Origin of the sequence: Sphingomonas sp. GCM10030256 (assembly GCF_042666415.1) — a bacterium.
Classification (GTDB): domain Bacteria; phylum Pseudomonadota; class Alphaproteobacteria; order Sphingomonadales; family Sphingomonadaceae; genus Sphingomicrobium.
In genome coordinates this window covers 241731-259155 of sequence record NZ_JBHTDI010000002.1, presented here as the reverse complement: position 1 = coordinate 259155, position 17425 = coordinate 241731, and the positions used below count along the sequence as shown (strand labels likewise).

At 66.7% G+C, this 17425-nt stretch carries 11 protein-coding genes and 1 tRNA gene; 6 read left to right on the top strand and 6 right to left on the bottom strand.

Translation table 11 applies throughout. The features are described 5' to 3' along the window. Positions 1-98 precede the first annotated feature (98 nt). The 3 genes from ACFQPG_RS09040 (at position 99) to mfd (ending at position 4641) form a co-directional block, all read left to right on the top strand. A complete protein-coding gene (locus ACFQPG_RS09040) occupies positions 99-719 on the top strand; it encodes a hypothetical protein (protein WP_380812224.1) in 621 nt (206 codons plus the stop codon). An 18-nt stretch (positions 720-737) separates the two neighbouring features. Further along, positions 738-1031 carry a succinate dehydrogenase assembly factor 2 gene (locus ACFQPG_RS09035; protein ID WP_380812222.1) on the top strand — a complete coding sequence of 98 codons (294 nt, stop codon included), beginning with the start codon at positions 738-740 and terminating at the stop codon, positions 1029-1031. Positions 1032-1140: 109 nt separating this feature from the next. Continuing rightward, complete coding sequence (gene mfd, locus ACFQPG_RS09030; RefSeq protein WP_380812220.1) at positions 1141-4641, top strand: transcription-repair coupling factor; 3501 nt, start codon at positions 1141-1143, stop codon at positions 4639-4641. Positions 4642-4645: 4 nt separating this feature from the next. On the opposite strand, the gene ACFQPG_RS09025 is transcribed toward mfd, so the two are convergent. After that, positions 4646-5476: an EAL domain-containing protein gene (locus ACFQPG_RS09025; protein ID WP_380812218.1), complete on the bottom strand. Its 831-nt coding sequence runs from the start codon at positions 5474-5476 to the stop codon at positions 4646-4648. A 158-nt stretch (positions 5477-5634) separates the two neighbouring features. Here ACFQPG_RS09025 and ACFQPG_RS09020 point away from each other — a divergent pair, with 158 nt between their 5' ends. Further along, positions 5635-6426 carry an NAD kinase gene (locus ACFQPG_RS09020; protein WP_380813103.1) on the top strand — a complete coding sequence of 264 codons (792 nt, stop codon included), beginning with the start codon at positions 5635-5637 and terminating at the stop codon, positions 6424-6426. Positions 6427-6634: 208 nt separating this feature from the next. Then, positions 6635-6709 (top strand) — tRNA-Asn (locus ACFQPG_RS09015). 112 nt (positions 6710-6821) lie between these two features. Here ACFQPG_RS09015 and ACFQPG_RS09010 read toward each other — a convergent pair. The 3 genes from ACFQPG_RS09010 to secA all read right to left on the bottom strand — a co-directional run bounded on the left by ACFQPG_RS09010 (position 6822) and on the right by secA (position 13015). Beyond that, positions 6822-7070, bottom strand: coding sequence for a DUF6894 family protein (locus tag ACFQPG_RS09010; protein ID WP_380812216.1), 249 nt, complete (start codon positions 7068-7070; stop codon positions 6822-6824). 90 nt (positions 7071-7160) lie between these two features. Next, on the bottom strand, positions 7161-10301 hold the full coding sequence (putA, locus tag ACFQPG_RS09005) for a bifunctional proline dehydrogenase/L-glutamate gamma-semialdehyde dehydrogenase PutA (protein WP_380812214.1): 3141 nt from the start codon (positions 10299-10301) through the stop codon (positions 7161-7163). Next, positions 10280-13015 carry a preprotein translocase subunit SecA gene (gene secA, locus ACFQPG_RS09000; RefSeq protein WP_380812212.1) on the bottom strand — a complete coding sequence of 912 codons (2736 nt, stop codon included), beginning with the start codon at positions 13013-13015 and terminating at the stop codon, positions 10280-10282. Before secA ends, putA begins: the two co-directional genes overlap by 22 nt. Before the next feature lie 142 nt (positions 13016-13157). On the opposite strand from secA, the gene ACFQPG_RS08995 reads away from it, so the two are divergent. Next, positions 13158-13598 carry a GFA family protein gene (locus ACFQPG_RS08995; protein ID WP_380812210.1) on the top strand — a complete coding sequence of 147 codons (441 nt, stop codon included), beginning with the start codon at positions 13158-13160 and terminating at the stop codon, positions 13596-13598. On the opposite strand, the gene trxA is transcribed toward ACFQPG_RS08995, so the two are convergent. Both trxA and addA read right to left on the bottom strand, forming a co-directional pair. Further along, complete coding sequence (gene trxA / locus ACFQPG_RS08990) at positions 13595-13915, bottom strand: thioredoxin TrxA (protein WP_380812208.1); 321 nt, start codon at positions 13913-13915, stop codon at positions 13595-13597. The genes ACFQPG_RS08995 and trxA overlap by 4 nt on opposite strands. A gap of 55 nt (positions 13916-13970) precedes the next feature. Further along, positions 13971-17375 (bottom strand): double-strand break repair helicase AddA, encoded by a 3405-nt coding sequence (gene addA / locus ACFQPG_RS08985; RefSeq protein WP_380812206.1) that lies wholly within the window; start codon positions 17373-17375, stop codon positions 13971-13973. Positions 17376-17425 lie beyond the last annotated feature (50 nt).

The window sequence follows — 17425 nt, the reverse complement described above, 5'->3', positions numbered from 1 at the left end:
TTTGCAGCGACTCGCTACCTTAAGTTAACAACGCACCCCGGAGCGGCGTCGGCCGGGGGTTCAGGGCCTTGCTCCCCATTCACGAGGGGTGTCCGCCAATGATCGAGCTGCTGATCGCCGCTGCCGTTTCGCTTGCGCCTGCACAACCTGCTCCGGCTGCGCGGAACCAGCCCCCTTCCCGCGAACCGACGCTGGCCGAAGTGCGTGCGGCCTCGGAGCGCTTTCGGGACGTCAAGGTCGCGCTGGCCGAGGGCTACATCGCGGACCCGATGGGCGTTTGTGAGACCGCCGAGATGATGGGGCGTCCAGCGGCGCAGGGCGCGATGGGCATCCACTACTTCCGCCCAGACCTGCTCGGCATCAGCGGTCCCCCGAACCCGCGGGTGAATGGGACCGGCACCCACACCGATTACTTGAAGCCCGGAGTGCTCATCTACGAGCCTCAGGCGGGCGGTTCGCTGCAGCTGGTCGCGGTGGAAAACCTCGTCTTCGCGAAGGCGTGGCGAGCCGCTGGCAACAGCAAGCCGCCGACCTTTCATGGCCAGGCCTACGACCACATGATCGACGATCCCAGCACCAAGCTGGACGAGGCGCACATGTTCGAGGAACATTACGACCGCCACGCCTGGCTTTTCCGCGACAATCCGCGCGGAGTTTTCGCGCAATTCAATCCGAACGTGAGCTGCAAGCATGCGAAGGCGGCGCACGCGGGGCATTGAAGCGCGCGGGGTGACAGTGTGCCGCGACGTGCCTATCTCGCGGCGATGCAATCCGATGACGAACTGAAGCGCCTGCACTGGCGCGCGCACCATCGCGGCACGCGCGAGGCGGACATGATGATCGGCAGCTTCTTCGACCGGCATGGTGAACGCTGGGATGCCAGCCAGCGTGCGCTGTTCGACGACATGCTCAACGAGCAGGACGTCGACATCATGGCCTGGGCGATCGGAACCGCCGAGCCGCCCGAGCGCTTCCGTGGCGAGCTGATGGCTGACTTGAAGCGCCTCGATTACATGCAGATTGCCAAGTGACCTTCAACCCGATCCGCGTGGGCTGAGTTTGTCGATGCCCGGTCCTTCGACTGGTCGAAGGGCGAAGAAAGAACTGCCCTTCGACAAGCTCAGGGCATACGGAATATTTGTGAGCGACCTGAACCGCATTCTTCAAGCCGGCGAGCCGCTGACCCTTGCCGGTGCGCCGACCGGTTTCCTGCCGTGGCTTGCGGCTGACCTGGCACGCGCCGCCGATGGTGCGGGTAAAGGCGGCCGCGCCGTTCTGGTGGTGCCGGACGAGGCCGCCATGCGCGCGCTGGCAGAGACCTCGCCCGTGTTCGCGCCGGAACTACAGGTCATCACCCTGCCGGCCTGGGACTGCCTGCCCTACGACCGCGCCTCGCCTTCGCTGCGGGTGATGGCCGAGCGGCTCGCGGCGCTCCAGGCGCTCCAGGCGCGGCGCGAGGGACCGCAGTTGTTGGTGGTGACGGCGAACGCCGCCACCCAGCGCATGCTGACGCCGTTCCGCATTCGCCAGCTGACCCGCCGCCTGGCGCCCGGCGAGCGGATCGACCGCGACAAGCTGATCGCCCTGCTCACCGCCAACGGTTACCAGCGCACCGATGCGGTCGCGGATGCGGGCGACTATGCGGTGCGCGGCAGCCTGATCGATCTCTTTCCCGCAGGGCAGAAGACCGCCATTCGGCTCGACTTCTTCGGCGACGAGATCGAGACGATGCGGGCGTTCGATCCCGCCGACCAGCGCACCACCGGCGCGGCCGGTGCCTTTACCCTGATGCCGGCGTCCGAAGCGCTGCTCGACGAGGACAGCATCAAGCGGTTTCGTGCGCGCTATCGTGAGCATTTCGGCGCCAACGCCACCGGTGATCCGATCTACCAGGCGATCAGCGACGGCCGACGGCTGGCCGGGATGGAGCATTGGCTCCCGCTGCTCGAGGACAAGCTTGGCACACTGTTCGACCACCTTGGCGAGCACGACCTCGTGGTCAGGGACGAGCATTCGGACGGCGCGCTCGACAGCCGTTACGAGGCGATTCACGATTATTACCAGAATCGCGAACGGGCGATGGTCGCGGAGCCGGGCAGCTACCGGCCGCTCGAACCCAAGGCATTGTACCTCGGCCGCAAGGAATGGGACGGCTTTCTCGCCGACCGGCCGGTGCACCGGACCTCGCAATTTCCCGAGCCCGCCTCCGAGCGGGTGATCGACTTCGGGGTCAGCCCGGCGCGCGACTTCGCCCCGGAGCGAGCGCAGAACGAGAATATCTACGAAGCCGTCGTCGATCATGCCCGCAAGCTGCGAAAATCGGGGCACAAGGTCGTCCTGGCGAGCTACAGCGGCGGCGCCCGCGAGCGGCTGGGCGGCCTTCTCAAGGACCATGGGTTGGCTGGCCTGAAGCTGGCGGCAAGCTGGCAGGAAGCGCTTGGCGCCCGCACCGATGCCGCGCTGCTAGTGCTGCCGCTGGACCACGGATTCACGACGCCGGAGGTGGCGGTGCTGACCGAGCAGGACATGCTCGGCGACCGGCTGGTGCGGAGGCGCAAGCGCAAGAAGAGCGCCGACGCCTTCCTGTCGGAACTGGCGACGCTGACCCCCGGCGACCTCGTCGTGCACATGGAGCATGGCATCGGCCGCTACGAGGGGCTGACCAAGGTCCAGGTCGGCAAGGCGCCGCACGACTGTGTCGCGCTGGAATATGCCGGCGGCAATAAGCTGTACGTGCCGGTCGAGAATATCGACGTGCTGTCCCGCTACGGCTCCGGCGAGGAAGGCGTGACGCTCGACCGGCTCGGCGGCGAGGCATGGCAGCGGCGCAAGGCGCGGATGAAGGAGCGCATCCGCGAGATTGCGGGTGAGCTGATCGCAACGGCCGCGCTGCGCGCGACCCGCGCCGGCGTCGTCGCGGAGCCCGACAGCGCATACCCGGCGATGGTCGACCGCTTCCCCTATGAGGAGACGGACGACCAGCAGAGGGCGATCGGCGACGTTCTGGATGACCTTGGCGCCGGGCGGCCGATGGACCGGCTGGTGTGCGGAGACGTCGGTTTCGGCAAGACGGAGGTTGCGCTTCGCGCGGCGTTCGTGGCCGCAATGTCCGGTTATCAGGTGGCGCTGGTGTGTCCGACCACCCTGCTCGCGCGGCAGCATTTCACCAATTTTGTCGAGAGATTGAAAGGCTTCCCGATCGAGGTTGGCCGGCTGTCACGCCTGGTGTCCTCGACGGAAGCGAAGAGGACCCGCGACCTGCTGGAAGCGGGTCAGATGGACATCGTCATCGGCACCCATGCGATCTTGGCCAAGAGCGTCAAGTTCAAGAAACTGGGACTGGTGATCGTCGACGAGGAGCAGCGGTTCGGGGTAACCCACAAGGAGAGGCTGAAGGCGCTCAAGACCGATGTGCATGTGCTAACGCTGACCGCTACGCCGATCCCGCGCACGTTGCAGATGGCGATGTCGGGTCTGCGCGAACTGTCGGTGATCCAGACCCCGCCGGTCGACCGGCTGGCGGTGCGCACCTACGTCACGCCGTGGGACCCGGTGGTGATCCGCGAGGCGCTGCTGCGCGAACATTATCGCGGTGGGCAGAGCTATTTCGTGGTGCCGCGGGTCGCCGACCTGCCGGATATCGAGGAGTGGCTCCGCGAGGAGGTGCCCGAGGTCAAGCCGATCGTGGCCCACGGCCAGCTGTCTCCGACCGAGGTCGAGGAAAGGATGAGCGCTTTCTACGACCGCAAGTATGACGTGCTGCTGTCGACCACCATTGTCGAGAGCGGGCTGGACATTCCGTCCGCAAATACGTTGATCGTCCACCGCGCCGACCGGTTCGGGCTGGCGCAGCTGTATCAGCTCCGCGGGCGGGTCGGCCGTTCGAAGACGCGGGCCTATGCCTATCTGACGACCCCGGCCGACCGGATCATCACGGAGACGGCGCAGAAAAGGCTGCAGGTGCTCGCCAATCTCGACAGCCTTGGCGCGGGTTTCCAGCTGGCGAGCCACGACCTCGACATTCGCGGGGCCGGCAACCTGCTCGGCGACGAGCAGTCCGGTCACATCAAGGAGGTCGGGTTCGAGCTCTACCAGTCGATGCTGGAAGAGGCGATCATGACGGTGAAGAGCGGCGGCGCCGAGCGGCAGGAGGAATTCTCGCCGCAGATCAATGTCGAGGCCCCGATCATGATCCCCGAGGCCTATGTTCCCGACCTCGATTTGCGAATGGGCCTGTACCGTCGCCTGGGCGAGCTGGAGGACAGCCGCGGGGTGGAGGAGTTCGCCGCCGAGATGATCGACCGCTTCGGCCCACTGCCCGAGGAGACCGGCAATCTGCTTCAGATCGTGGAAACGAAGATCAACTGCCGCAAGGCGTGCATCGCCAAGCTGGATGTCGGCCAGCGCGGCGCGGTGGTGACCTTCGCTAGCCACGGTTTTCCCGACTTGCCGGGCCTGCTGGCCTACGTTGACCGGCTGAAGGGGGCGGCAAAGCTTCGCCCGGACAGCAAGCTGGTCGTCAGCCGCGACTGGACCAGCCCGCATGCCCGCCTCAACGGCGCGCTGCAGCTGTCGCGCGGGCTGGCCCGGGTGGTTGCAGCGGGTGAGAAGAAGGATGAGCGGGTCAAGGAGGTCGCTTAGGAAGTCAGGCCGCCGCTCGCTCGATCCCGACGAACCGGATCAGCTCCTGCTCCCTGAGCGGAGCCGACTGCAGAAAGCCCTGATACAGGTCGCAGCCCCAGCCGGCGAGCAGCGCCAGCTGGGCGGAGTCCTCCACCCCTTCGACCACCACCTGCAAGCCGAGTTCGCGCGCCAGGCCGATCATGGCGCGGACAACGATCCGGTCGCGCTCCTCGCCCCCGATGTTGGCAATCAGGCTGCGGTCGATCTTGAGCGTGTCGAGCGGGAGCGAGGTCAGGTAAGCAAGGTTGGTGTAGCCGGTGCCGAAGTCGTCCACCGCGATGCGCACTCCAGCGGAGCGGAGCTGCGCCAGTTGGGCGGAAGCGCCAACCCGGTCCGCGACCAGGCTGCCTTCGGTGATCTCCGCCGTGACCCGCTCAGGGCTGAGGCCCGCAGCGGCGATCTCCCGCAGCAGCCAGCATCCGTAGCCGGGCCGGGCGAGATCCTCGGCCAGGAGGTTGATCGCCACCCGCAACTTGCCGAGCGGACCGGTCCACGAGCCCACCGTGCGGAGCGCCTTGCGCTGCACCGCGCGCGACAGCCGTTCGGCGAGGTTGGCGCGGCCGGCCCGAGCGAACAATTCCTCCGGCGAGCCGCAGCCAGTCCAGCGGGACAGGGCTTCGACCCCGACGATCTGCCCGGTCGCCACCTCGAACTGCGGCTGGAAGGCGAGGACGATGGAGTCGCTGCCGATCGCGGCCGCAAGGGCGCGGTCGGGCCGCGGACGAGCGGGCGCCGGGATCCTTCGATCCGACGCCCGCTGCCCCCGCGCAAGCCAGCTGCAGAGCGATTTCATCCATGATGTGTACGCCCCCCGGGAGGTACTCGGGAGCGGATTTTCGGCGCTGCGCCGGAACGGGACAGTGGCAGGATTGCTTATCCCTGCATAAGGTGGCGGCCGTGCCGCGGCGTTCCGAAGGAAACCAGTTGACCGCAGAATCTCCCGCACCAAGGCTGGCTCCAGTCCGCGACCTGGCGGCGCGCGGGATCGGCCTGCTGGCATCGCACGGCGGCAGCGCGCAGGCGGCGGAGGCGATGCTGCGTCGCCGCTACAGCTGGGCGGACGAGCGTGACGCCAGTCTGCTCGTGGCGCTGGGCGGGGACGGCTACATGCTCCACACCCTACACCAGATGCTCGATGGCGGTGAGGAACGGCCCGTGTTCGGGATGAACCGCGGCACTGTGGGCTTCCTGATGAACGATTGGCGGCTCGACCGGCTGGCCGAGCGGATCGCGGCGGCCAAGCCGATCAAGGTCGCGCCGCTGACCATGAAGGCAATCACCATCCGCGGCGACGAGTGGACCCACGCCGCCATCAACGAAGTGTCGCTGCTGCGGGAAACCCGGCAGGCGGCCAAGATCGAGGTTCTGGTCAACGGCCGTGTGGCAATGCCGGAACTCGTCGCGGACGGAATCCTGGTTGCAACTCCGGCCGGTTCGACCGCCTATAATTTTTCGGCTGGCGGGCCGATCCTGCCGCTGGCCGCGAAGATGCTGGCGGTGACCCCCATCGCCGCGTTCCGGCCGCGCCGCTGGTCGGGCGCGATCCTGCCGGACGACACGCGCATCTGCTTCAAGGTCCACGACCCGGAGGATCGGCTGGTCAGCGCGGTAGCCGACCAGTTCGAAGTGCGCGATGTGGCGCAAGTCGAAGTCTCGCTTGACCGCAGCCGTTCGCTGACCCTGCTGTTCGATCCCGAGCATGCGCTGGACGAGCGCATCGCGATGGAGCAGTTCGCGACGTGAGGAAGAGGCCGCTCATGCTGAGGAGCGACTGAGCAAAGTCGAAGGCGCGTCTCAAAGCATCGAAGCCCTTCGAGATTGGTCTTCGATACTCTCCTGTGGAGCTGCTCAGCCCCTCCTTAGGGCGAGCGGGAAATAAGGCCCTGAGCCCCTTGCCAACCACCATCCGCTAAGCCATAGGCGCCCCCGCGCACCGCGAAAGCGATGCTGCTCCCCGGTAGCTCAGCGGTAGAGCGTTCGACTGTTAATCGAATGGTCGCCTGTTCGAATCAGGCCCGGGGAGCCATTTTCTTGAGACTCTCAGTCCTGCGCGCGGCGAACCTTCGCAGTTGGCCGGCGACATCCGCTTCCGACGCAAAGCAGTCGTTCGCTCGCCTAAGGGCTTGGGACCAGGTTCGCTATCTGTGTTGCTCTAGGGCCTCAGCGTCCACACCCGCGATAAGGATGGTAAACAATACTGTGTCCCAGACGTCGGTCGCCTCGATTCTTATCTCAGCGCCGTTCCAGACACGCTCCGGCTCCTCTTTGAGCACCTGCCCCACGAAGCGGACAGCCTCCATGCGAGCCATCTGCGCGTCCGGGTAATCAGCCCCGATCACGTCGACCTTGTGGCCATCCTCGACGATGTTGAAGAAGTAGCGCGCCATAGCCGATATCTTCACTCCTGACCGCAACTAAGCAAGGTTGTTTTCTGCTTTGGTGCGTGTCCGCTTTCCACCCGAGCAGCGCTGCGGCGATCAGACTTGCGCCATCAGAGTCGCATTCCCGCCCGCAGCGGTGGTGTCCACGCAGGTCACCCGCTCGGTGGCGAAGCGGTCGACATAATTCGGACCGCCCGCCTTTGGCCCCGTTCCCGATAGCCCCTCGCCGCCGAACGGCTGGCTTTCCACCACCGCGCCGATCTGGTTGCGATTGACGTAGAGGTTGCCCACGCGGGCGTGGCGCTCGACGTAGTCGGCGACCGTGTTGATGCGGCTCTGCAGGCCAAGGGTGAGGCCGTAGCCGGTGGCGTTGACCTGGTCGATGACCTTGTCCAGCTCGCCCGACTTGAAGCGGATCACGTGCAGCACCGGGCCGAAATTCTCGCGGTCAAGTTCGCGTAGGCTGCCGATCTCGGCCATGATCGGGGTGACGAAGCTGCCCTGCTCGCAACCGGCGGGCAGCGGAAGTTCAGCGAGGATCTTCGCCCGCGTCCGCAGGTCGGCGACATGGGCGTCGAGCGCGGCCCTGGCTTCCTCGTCGATCACTGGACCGACATCGACGGTAAGGTCGCGCGGATCGCCGATCTTCAGCGCCTGCATCGCCCCGCCGATCATCGTCAGCATCGTGTCCGCGACGTCGTCCTGGACGAACAGAACCCGCAACGCGGAGCAGCGCTGGCCCGCCGACTGGAAGGCCGAAGCGATGACGTCGCGGGTGACTTGCTCCGGCAGCGCGGAGCTGTCGACGATCATCGCATTCTGCCCGCCGGTTTCGGCGATCAGCGGAACGATTGGCCCGTCCCGCTCGGCAAGCGTGCGGTTGATCGCCTTGGCAGTGCCCGTGGAGCCGGTGAAGGCGACGCCGGCGGTGAGCGGGTGGGCAACCAGCCCCGCACCGACCCTGCCGTCACCCGCGAGCATCTGCGCCACGTCGGCGGGCACGCCGGCCTGGTGCATCAGTTCGATTGCGAGCGCGCCGATCAGCGGTGTTTGTTCAGCCGGCTTGGCGATGGCGGCGTTGCCCGCGGCCAGCGCCGCCGCGACCGGGCCGATGAAAATGGCCAGCGGGAAGTTCCACGGGCTGATGCAGGTCCACACGCCGCGGCCATGGAGCCGCAGTTCGTTCAGCTCGCCAGTCGGACCGGGCAGCCGGACGGGAGCGACGAACTTCGTGCGGGCTTCGGATGCGTAGAAGCGCAGGAAATCGACCGCTTCGCGGACTTCGAGGACGGCGTCGGGCAAGGTCTTGCCGGCTTCGCGGATGCACAGACTGTAGAAGTCGGCCTTGTGTTGCTCGAACAGGTCGGCGGTGCGGTCGAGCAGGCGTGCCCGCTCGCTGCCGCCAAGAGCGTCCCAGGCAGGCTGGGCTGCGGACGCGCGCCGTAGGGCGGCGTCGATATCGCCTTCGGTCGCTTCGGTGGCGACGCCGACCTCAATGCGGCGGTCGAACGGGGAGCGGATGACGGTCTTGGCGCCCGTCCCCCGCCCAGCCGACCACGACCTGCCCTCGAGCGCCTGCAGCTTGGCCAGCAGCGGCTGGCGGACGCTTGCGTCCGAGAGATCGACGCCGGCAGAGTTGCGCCGGTTGGTCCCGAACATCTCGCCGGGGAGTGAGATTGCGGGGTTGCGGCGTGGAGTCAGGGCGGCAAGCTGCTCGACCGGGTCGCGGACCAGTTCATCGAGGCTGATCTGCTCGTCCGCTATGCGGTTGACGAAGCTGGAATTGGCTCCATTCTCCAGCAAGCGGCGAACCAGATAGGCAAGCAGTTCCTTGTGGCTGCCGACCGGGGCGTAGATTCGCACGGGCGTCTGCGGTTCGCCAAGCTCCCGCTCCAACCTGGCGAGACCATCATACAGCCCCTCACCCATCCCGTGCAGCCGCTGGAACTCCAGCGGGGTGCCCTTGGCGAGCGCCTTGATCGCACCGATGGTGGTTGCATTGTGGGTGGCAAAAGCCGGGTAGATGCAGTCGCTTGCCGCCAGCAGGCGCTTGGCGCAGGCGAGATAGGAGACGTCGGTCGCCACCTTGCGCGTGAAGACCGGATAATCGTCGAAGCCGCCGACCTGGCTGAGCTTGATCTCGCTGTCCCAATACGCACCCTTGACCAGCCGGACCATCAGCTTGCGGCGGTGGGCGCGGGCCAGGTCGATCACCCATTCGGTTACCGGAAGCGCGCGTTTGGCATAGGCCTGCAACGCCATTCCAAGGCCGGTCCAGCCGTTCGCGAACAGGGCGTCGTCTGCGACCAGCGCCTCGATCAGATCCATCTGCAGTTCGAGCCGGTCCGCCTCTTCAGCGTCGATCGTCAGGTGGATGTCGGCAGCCGACGCGGTGTCCGCCAGCTCGCGGAGGATCGGCAGAATGTGCGCTTTCGCTTCATCGGCGCGCAGATAATCGTAGCGCGGGTGCAGCGCGGACAGCTTCACCGAAATGCCGGGCGAGCCAACGACGCCGCCGTTCGCCTCCTGTGCAATCCGCTTCAGCGCCCCGCGATAGGCGGCTGCGTAACGGGCTGCGTCTTCGCGGGTTCGCGCCGCCTCGCCGAGCATGTCGAAGCTATGGCTGAGACCGCGCTTGCGCTCCGGCGCGGCGCGTTCGAGCGCCTCGTCGATCGTCCGGCCGAACACAAATTGCGTGCCGAGGATCTTCATCGCCTGGCTGACCGCGGTGCGGATCACCGGCTCCCCCAGCCGCCCGACCGCGCGGCCGAGAGCCGCCTTCCACCCTGCCGAGCTGTCGTTGGCGCCGTCCAGCACCTTGCCGGTCAGCAGCAGGGAAAAGGTTGCCGCATTGACGAACGGCGAGCTGCTGTCGCCCAATTTGTCGGACCAGTCCGGTCCGGCCAACTTGTCGTGGATCAATTCGTCGGCCGTGTGCGCGTCAGGAATGCGAAGCAGTGCTTCGGCGAGGCACATCAGCGCCACCCCCTCGTCGCTGCCAAGGTCGTAGGCTTGCAGGAAAGCGTCGAGCCCAGCCGGCTTGTGGCCGCGGACCCCCTCAACGAGGGTGCGCGCGATCGCCTTGGCTTCGGCCGCCTGCGCCGGATCGAGACGCGCCTGGGCCAGGCGGCGCTCGACCAGCGCATCCTCCTCGGCGCGATAATCCCGCCGTACCTTGCTCCGGTCGATCAATGCGACGCCCTCCGGCGGGACGCTCAGCCGAGCTGGCCGTGACAATGCTTGTACTTCTTGCCGGAGCCGCACGGACAGGGAGCGTTGCGGTTGGCAGGCTCCGCCACGCTACCCTCGGGCCGCGTCGGCAGCTCAGGGCGCGGGATGGTCATCGCTTCGCTCATCCGGTCGGGCGACATCAGGCCCCGCGCCGCCGCGTCGAGGTCGAACGTATCGTCGTCGCCCGAGAATGGGTCGAGATGCTGGGTCAGGAAGGCCGGCAGTTCGGGCAGCGGCGGCGGCTCGAGCTGGATCTGCGCGCGGCTCAGCATACGCGTCACATCCTCGCGAATGGCGACGAGCAGCCGCTCGAACAGCAGGAACGCCTCCTGCTTATACTCGTCGATCGGCTTCTTCTGCGCGTAGGAGCGCAGGTGGATGACCTGGCGAAGCGCGTCCAGCGTCGCCAGATGCTCCTTCCAATGGTGGTCGAGCTGCTGGATGAGGAAGCTCTTCTCGATTTCCTGCCAGCGTTCCGGCTCGATCTCCGCGGTCTTGGCAATCATCGCCTCGTCCGCCAGCGCCTGCAGCCGCTCGATGATTATGTCCTGCTCGACCGCCTCTTCCTGCAGCCAGTCGGCCAGCGGCGGGTCGAGGTTGAGAACTTCGCGAACGCTTTCGGTCAGGCCGGCGAGATCCCATTGCTCCGGATAGGTGCCGGGTGGGCAGCTGACACCGACGAGGCTGGCGATGGTCTCGGCGCGCATGTCAACGATCACGTCGCTGACATTGTCCGAATCCATGATCTCGCCGCGCTGTTCGTAGATGACCTTGCGCTGGTCGTTCATGACATCGTCGAATTCGACGACCTGCTTGCGGATGTCGTAGTTGCGGGCCTCGACCTTCTTCTGCGCGGTCTCGATCGCCTTGCTGATCCACGGGCTGACGATCGCCTCGCCATCCTCGAGGTTCTTGTTCATCAGCCTGGCAAAGGCGGTCTGCGGCCCGAAGATGCGCAGCAGGTCGTCGTCGAGGCTCAGATAGAAGCGCGACAGTCCGGGGTCGCCCTGGCGACCGGAGCGGCCGCGCAGCTGATTGTCGATGCGGCGGCTTTCATGGCGCTCGGTGCCGAGCACGAACAGGCCGCCGGCGGCGAGCACCTGCTGTCGCTCCGCGTCGATCTCCTCGCGGATGCGCTCGATCGCATCGTCCCGCTCGGGACCATCGGGGAGGTCACGCAGCTCGTCCTCCATCCGGAATTCGAGGTTGCCGCCCAATTTGATGTCGGTTCCGCGGCCGGCCATGTTGGTGGCGATGGTCACCGCTCCGAGCCGTCCGGCCTGCGCCACGATATGCGCTTCACTCTCGTGGAAGCGGGCGTTCAGGACCGAGTGGGTGATCCCCTCCGCATTGAGATATTCGGACAGCATCTCCGACTTTTCGATCGACACGGTGCCGACCAGCACCGGCTGGCCAATCTCCTGCCGTTTCTTGATCTCCTTGGCGATGGCGCCAAACTTGTCGGTGATGTTCTTGTAGAATTCGTCGTCGTCGTCCTGCCGCTGAACGGGGACGTTGGTCGGGATCGAGACGACGTTCATCTTGTAGATGTCGAAGAACTCGGGCGCCTCGGTCAGCGCGGTTCCTGTCATGCCCGACAGCTTGGGGTACATGCGGAAATAGTTCTGGAAGGTAATGGACGCGAGCGTCTGGTTCTCCGGCTCGATCTGGACGCCTTCCTTGGCCTCCACCGCCTGGTGAAGACCATCCGACCAGCGGCGGCCGTCCATCATCCGGCCGGTGAATTCGTCGATGATGACGACCTTTCCGTCCTTGACGATATAGTCGATGTCCTTGCGGAACATGACGTTGGCCTTCAGCGCCTGGTTGAGGTGGTGGACCACCTGCGTATTCGCGATGTCGTACAGGTTCTGGCCTTCGATCAGCCCCGCCGCTTCCAGCGCGCGCTCCGCCTTTTCAGTGCCGTCTTCGGTGAGGACGACGCTCTTCTGCTTCTCGTCCTTGTCATAGTCGCCTTCCTCGAACGCCTTCACGATCGCGTCCACCGACATGTACAGTTCGGACTTGTCGTCGGTTGGCCCGGAGATGATCAGCGGGGTCCGCGCTTCGTCGATCAGGATCGAATCCACCTCGTCGACGATGGCGTAGTGGAAAGCGCGCTGGACCATCTGGTCGCGCGAATATTTCATGTTGTCGCGCAGGTAATCGAAGCCAAGCTCGTTGTTCGTCGCGTAGGTAATGTCGGCGTTGTACGCCTCGCGCCGCTCATGTTCGATCATGTTGGGCACGATCACCCCGACCGACAGGCCGAGGAAGTTGTACACCTGCCCCATCCACTCGGCGTCGCGGCGGGCGAGATAGTCGTTCACCGTGACCACGTGCACGCCCTTGCCGGGCAGCGCGTTCAGATAGGTGGCAAGGGTCGCGACCAGGGTCTTGCCCTCACCGGTTCGCATCTCGGCGATCTCGCCGCGGTGAAGCGCAATGCCGCCGATCATCTGCACGTCATAATGCCGCTGGCCGAGAGTTCGTCTGGCCGCCTCCCGCACGGTAGCGAACGCTTCGGGCAAGAGGTCGTCCAGCTTGGCGCCCCCGTCCAGCCGCTGGCGAAAGATCGCTGTCTGGTTCTTCAGCTCATCGTCGGTCAGCGCGGCGATCGTCGGCTCGAAGCCGTTGATCGCATCGACGATCTTGCCGAGCGAGCGGACGTAGCGATCGTTGGAGGAGCCGAAGACGGACTTGGCCAGTGCGGCAAACATGCGGTTTTCCTAGAGCCTGGATGAGCGCGCGAGACACGACGAAAGGACGCCCGCGCGCAGGCGTTTTCTGACGCGCGATGTAGGATTGGCCCCGCGCCTAGTCAATTGACCGAGCGGCGGGCCGAAGCCTAGCATTGCAGCCATGACGCAGACAGGTGGATGCCTGTGCGGAGCCGTCCGCTACCGCCTCGCGAGCGAGCCGTTCGACGCCGGTTGGTGTCACTGCCGAACGTGCCAGCTCAACAGCGGCTCTCCGGCGATGGCGTTTGCCAGCGTGCCGGTCGGGGACTGGATCGTCGAGCAGGGCGCAGAGGCAGTCCGGCAGGTCAAGTCATCGAGCTTCGGCCACCGCGAGGGCTGTGGCCGTTGTGGAACGCCGCTGCTGATGAAGGTCGATCACCAGCCGGAAACGGTAGATTTCAGCGTTGCCACCCTCGATGATTCCGCGGCAGTGGTGCCGAGTTACCATATTTTCTGGGCTAGCCGGGTCCCATGGTTCACGGTGTCCGACGACCTGCCCAAGCATGAGCGGTTCCGCCCGGATACCCGGGGGCTGGACGGAACGGAACCGCCGGGGGACTAGAGGTTGCCCTCAAGCCACTGCTGGATCTGGCCGCGGGGAGCGGCGCCGACCTTTTGCGCGATCGGCTCGCCGTTCTTGAACAGCAGCATGGTCGGGATTCCGCGCACGCCATATTTGCCCGGGGTGTCGGGATTCTCGTCGATGTTGAGCTTAGCCACGGTGACCCGCTCGCCGAGCTCGTTCGAGATCTCATCCAAGGCCGGAGCGATCATCCGGCAGGGGCCGCACCATTCCGCCCAGAAGTCCACCAGCACCGGCTTGTCGGAGCCGAGCACGTCGGACGCGAAGTTCTCGTCGGTTACGGTCTTGGTCGGCATGAGGATACTCCATTGATTCGCTTGGGAAGCGATATGGGGCGCACGCCGCTACTCCTCAACCGTCCAGCACGATCAGCGACGGGCCGGCAGTGTAGAGCAGTGCCGTTTCGACACGGCGGCCGGGAAAGATGACCTGGAGCGCGTCGGCATAGGCTTGCATCTGCTGGACATGCTGGCGGGGAACCGCGCCCAAGTTGGCAGGAACCGCGCGGCCGGTCTTGAAGTCGATCACCCGCACCCGTTCATCGTTGACCAATAACCGATCAACCGTGCCGGCGATCACCCGGCCGTCAGGCAGGGTCGCGGCGATCGGCGCTTCTGCCAGCGATCCATCCGCGAAAAGGTCGGCAAAGGCCGGCTCGCCGATGATCGCACAGGCGGCGGCGGCGATCTCCTCGCGGATGGAAGGCTCGTCCACGCCCGCGCTCCGCTCGAGCCAGCGCAGGGCTGCAGTTCGCCGCTCGGCGGGCGCAACCGCCGGCAGACGTTCGAACAAGGCGTGAAGCAATGTCCCGCGCCTCGCCGCGGCCCGCATCTCCGGTGTTGGCGGCGGCGAGGGCTCCAGGTCCTCGACGATCTGCGAGGGCGCGAGCGGGCGCGGTGGGCGGGTCTCGGCCGGCGCGGCCTGCCGAAGCCAGTCGGGAATGGTCGCGTCGGGTAACGGCTTCCGGGGCTTGCGGGTGCGCAAAGCTCCGGCTGGAACGCTGCCGCGGTACAGCAGCGCCCCGTCTTCCCGCGCAACCGCACCGCGGGCCTCCAGTGCCGCCTTGACCCGGGCATACCAGCTCTCGCCCGGAATGCCGCGGCTGGGCAGCACTCCGGCGACAACCAGCCGCTCGGACGCGCGGGTCAACGCGACGTACAGCAGGCGCCAATGCTCTTCCAGGTCGCGTTCCCTGCTCGTTGCGAGCAGCTCGCCAAAGGGGCTGACCATCTCCGCCTTGCGAGGGCGGACCACCGGCGCGAAGCCAGCGGCTCCCAGCGGCAGCGGCAGAGGCGAGTTCTTCTCGCCCAGGTTGGCGGGATCCGCAGTGGCGTCGGCCAGGATCACAACTGGCGCTTCGAGGCCCTTGGCGCCGTGGACAGTCATCACCCGCACCGCATTGGACGGTGCCGACGGGTCGCGCTTGATCTCCACGTCGCCCTTGGAGAACCAGGCCAGGAAGCGGTCGAGCGAGGCGATCTCCGACCGCTCGAACTCGAAGGCGGAGGCGACCAGCTCGTCGATCGGGTCGCGAGCCGCCGCGCCAAGCCGTTCCAGCAGGCGCCGCCGCCCCTGCAGCGGTCCCGACAGGATCGTCTCGAGGTAGCGTGCTGGCGTGGTGAAGTCGGCCATCGCCAGCAGAGCCCCCAATTGCTCGCGGGTGTCGGCCAGGCGGCTACCCTCGCCCGCGCGCCGTCCAAGCTCTTCCCACAGCGGCCGCTCGCGCCCGAACGCCAGGGCGTAAAGCTCGTCCTGCGACCAGCCGAACAATGGCGAGACCAGCAGGTTGGCGAGGTTGAGGTCGTCCAGCGGCTGGACCGCAAAGGCGACCGCCGCGATCAGGTCCTTGACCGCCAGCGGCGAGGACAAGTGCAGCCGGTCGATGCCTGCGACCGGTACGCCTTCCGCGAAAAGCCGGGCGACGATCAGGGAGGCGAGCTCGCCCCGGCTGCGGACCAGGATCAGGATATCGCCCGCGGTGAGCGGCCGGCGAGTCGTGGCCAGCGTCGGCGCCTCGTCTAGCCAGGAGCGGACCTCCCGCGCTAAGTGCGAGGCGAAGCGCCGTACCGGCTCGTCGATCCAACCCTCCTCCCCCTCCTCGCCCGCGCGCTCTTCCTCGTTCGGCGCGAAGGGGGGCCACAGCTCAACGCTGCCCGGCCGGTCGGAATGAAAGGCGCGTTGGAGATTGGGCTGGTTGGGCAGGCCCATCTGGGCGGGTCCGACTTCCGCGATCACCGCGTCGACGACCTCCAGCACGGCTGACGCGGAGCGGAAGCTGGCGTCGATCGACAGGTCGCGGAAGGCCCGCGTCCGATGTTCCTCGCCTGCCTCCTCGGCGGCTGCCCGGGCCGCGTCCGCCCGCTCGCGGACCGTCTGCCGCATCGCCTCGAACTCACGCGGGTTGGTGCCCTGGAAGCCGAAGATGGCCTGCTTGAAATCGCCGACCATGAACAAGGTGCGGTGCGTCCCTGCGGCTCCGGCGCCGCTGAAATATTCCTCGATCAAGGCGCCGACGATCGCCCACTGGTCGGCATTCGTGTCCTGCGCCTCGTCCACCAGAATGTGATCGGTCCGGCGGTCAAGCTTGTAGCGGACCCACTCACCCATGCCGGGAGTGGCGAGGAGGCGCCGGGTCCAGCGGATGAGGTCGTCGAAGTCGGCCACTCCGCCGGCCCGCTTGGCGCGGGTGTAGGCTTCGGAGAAGGCGGCTCCGGCGCGAAGGCCTGCGGCCTGCACCGCGGCTAGCGCCGCCGCCTTCTGAAGCTGCAGGAGTTCGCCGATCGCTTCGGCGAGCAGGTCGCAATGGTCCTCGGCATCCGGGTACGCCTTCAGCAGGCCCGACTGGACCTTGCGTCGCTCCCCGGCCTGCGTGAAAACAACCTGGGCAAGTTCATCCAGCGCACCGCAGCGTTCCTCCGGCGGTAGCGCCAGCCAGCGCTCGATCCGCTCGGCCATCGGCAAGGCCGACTTCACACCCCAGCTGCGGTGCGCCTTGCCGATCGCGTGGAGCAGGTCGCAGTCGAAACTGTCGTCGGCGCAGCGCTCCGACACCAGGTCGGCGATGCTGCCGGCGGGGAGGCCCATGGCAGTCCGCAGCCGCTCCTCGATCGTGCCCAGCCCGCTCAGTTCCGCCATCGCCTCCGGCTGCCGGGCGCACGCCATGAGGTAGCGCTCGGCGTCCCGCTCGCCGAGCCGCAGGCTGAGCGCCTGGATGTCGAGGGTCAGTTGATGGTCGCCGCGATTTTCCGCGTCCGACACCAGCGCCGCCAGGGTCCGCCGGGCAAGCAGTTGCTCCTGGCGTCCCTCGATCGGCCGGAAGCCAGGAGTGATCTCCGCTTCCGCCGGAAATGCACCGAGCAACGTCTGCGCGAAGCTGTGGATGGTCTGGATGCGCAATCCACCGGGGGCGTCGAGGGCTTCGGCGAACAGGCGCCGGGCCCGCTGCAACGCCGACTTGTCGCGGGTTTCGTCGAGCGCGAAGAGTTCGCGCTCGAGCATCTTGTCGGGCAGCCGGACCCAGCTCGCCAGGCGCGCTCCGATCCTGTTCGCCATCTCGGCCGCGCCGGCCTTGGTGAAGGTGAGGCAGAGGATGCTTTCCGGCCGCACGCCGCCAAGCAGCAGGCGCAGCACCCGTGCGGTCAGGACCTGCGTCTTGCCCGTCCCCGCGCTGGCCGACAAAGCGGCGTGGATGGCTGGGTCGGCGGCGAGCGCCTGATCCGGTTGGAGCGCATGGAGAGGTTGGAAGCGGCCGTGCATCGCGTCACCGCATAGCAAGGCGTGCAGCGCTTCCCAATGCGCCTCTCGCG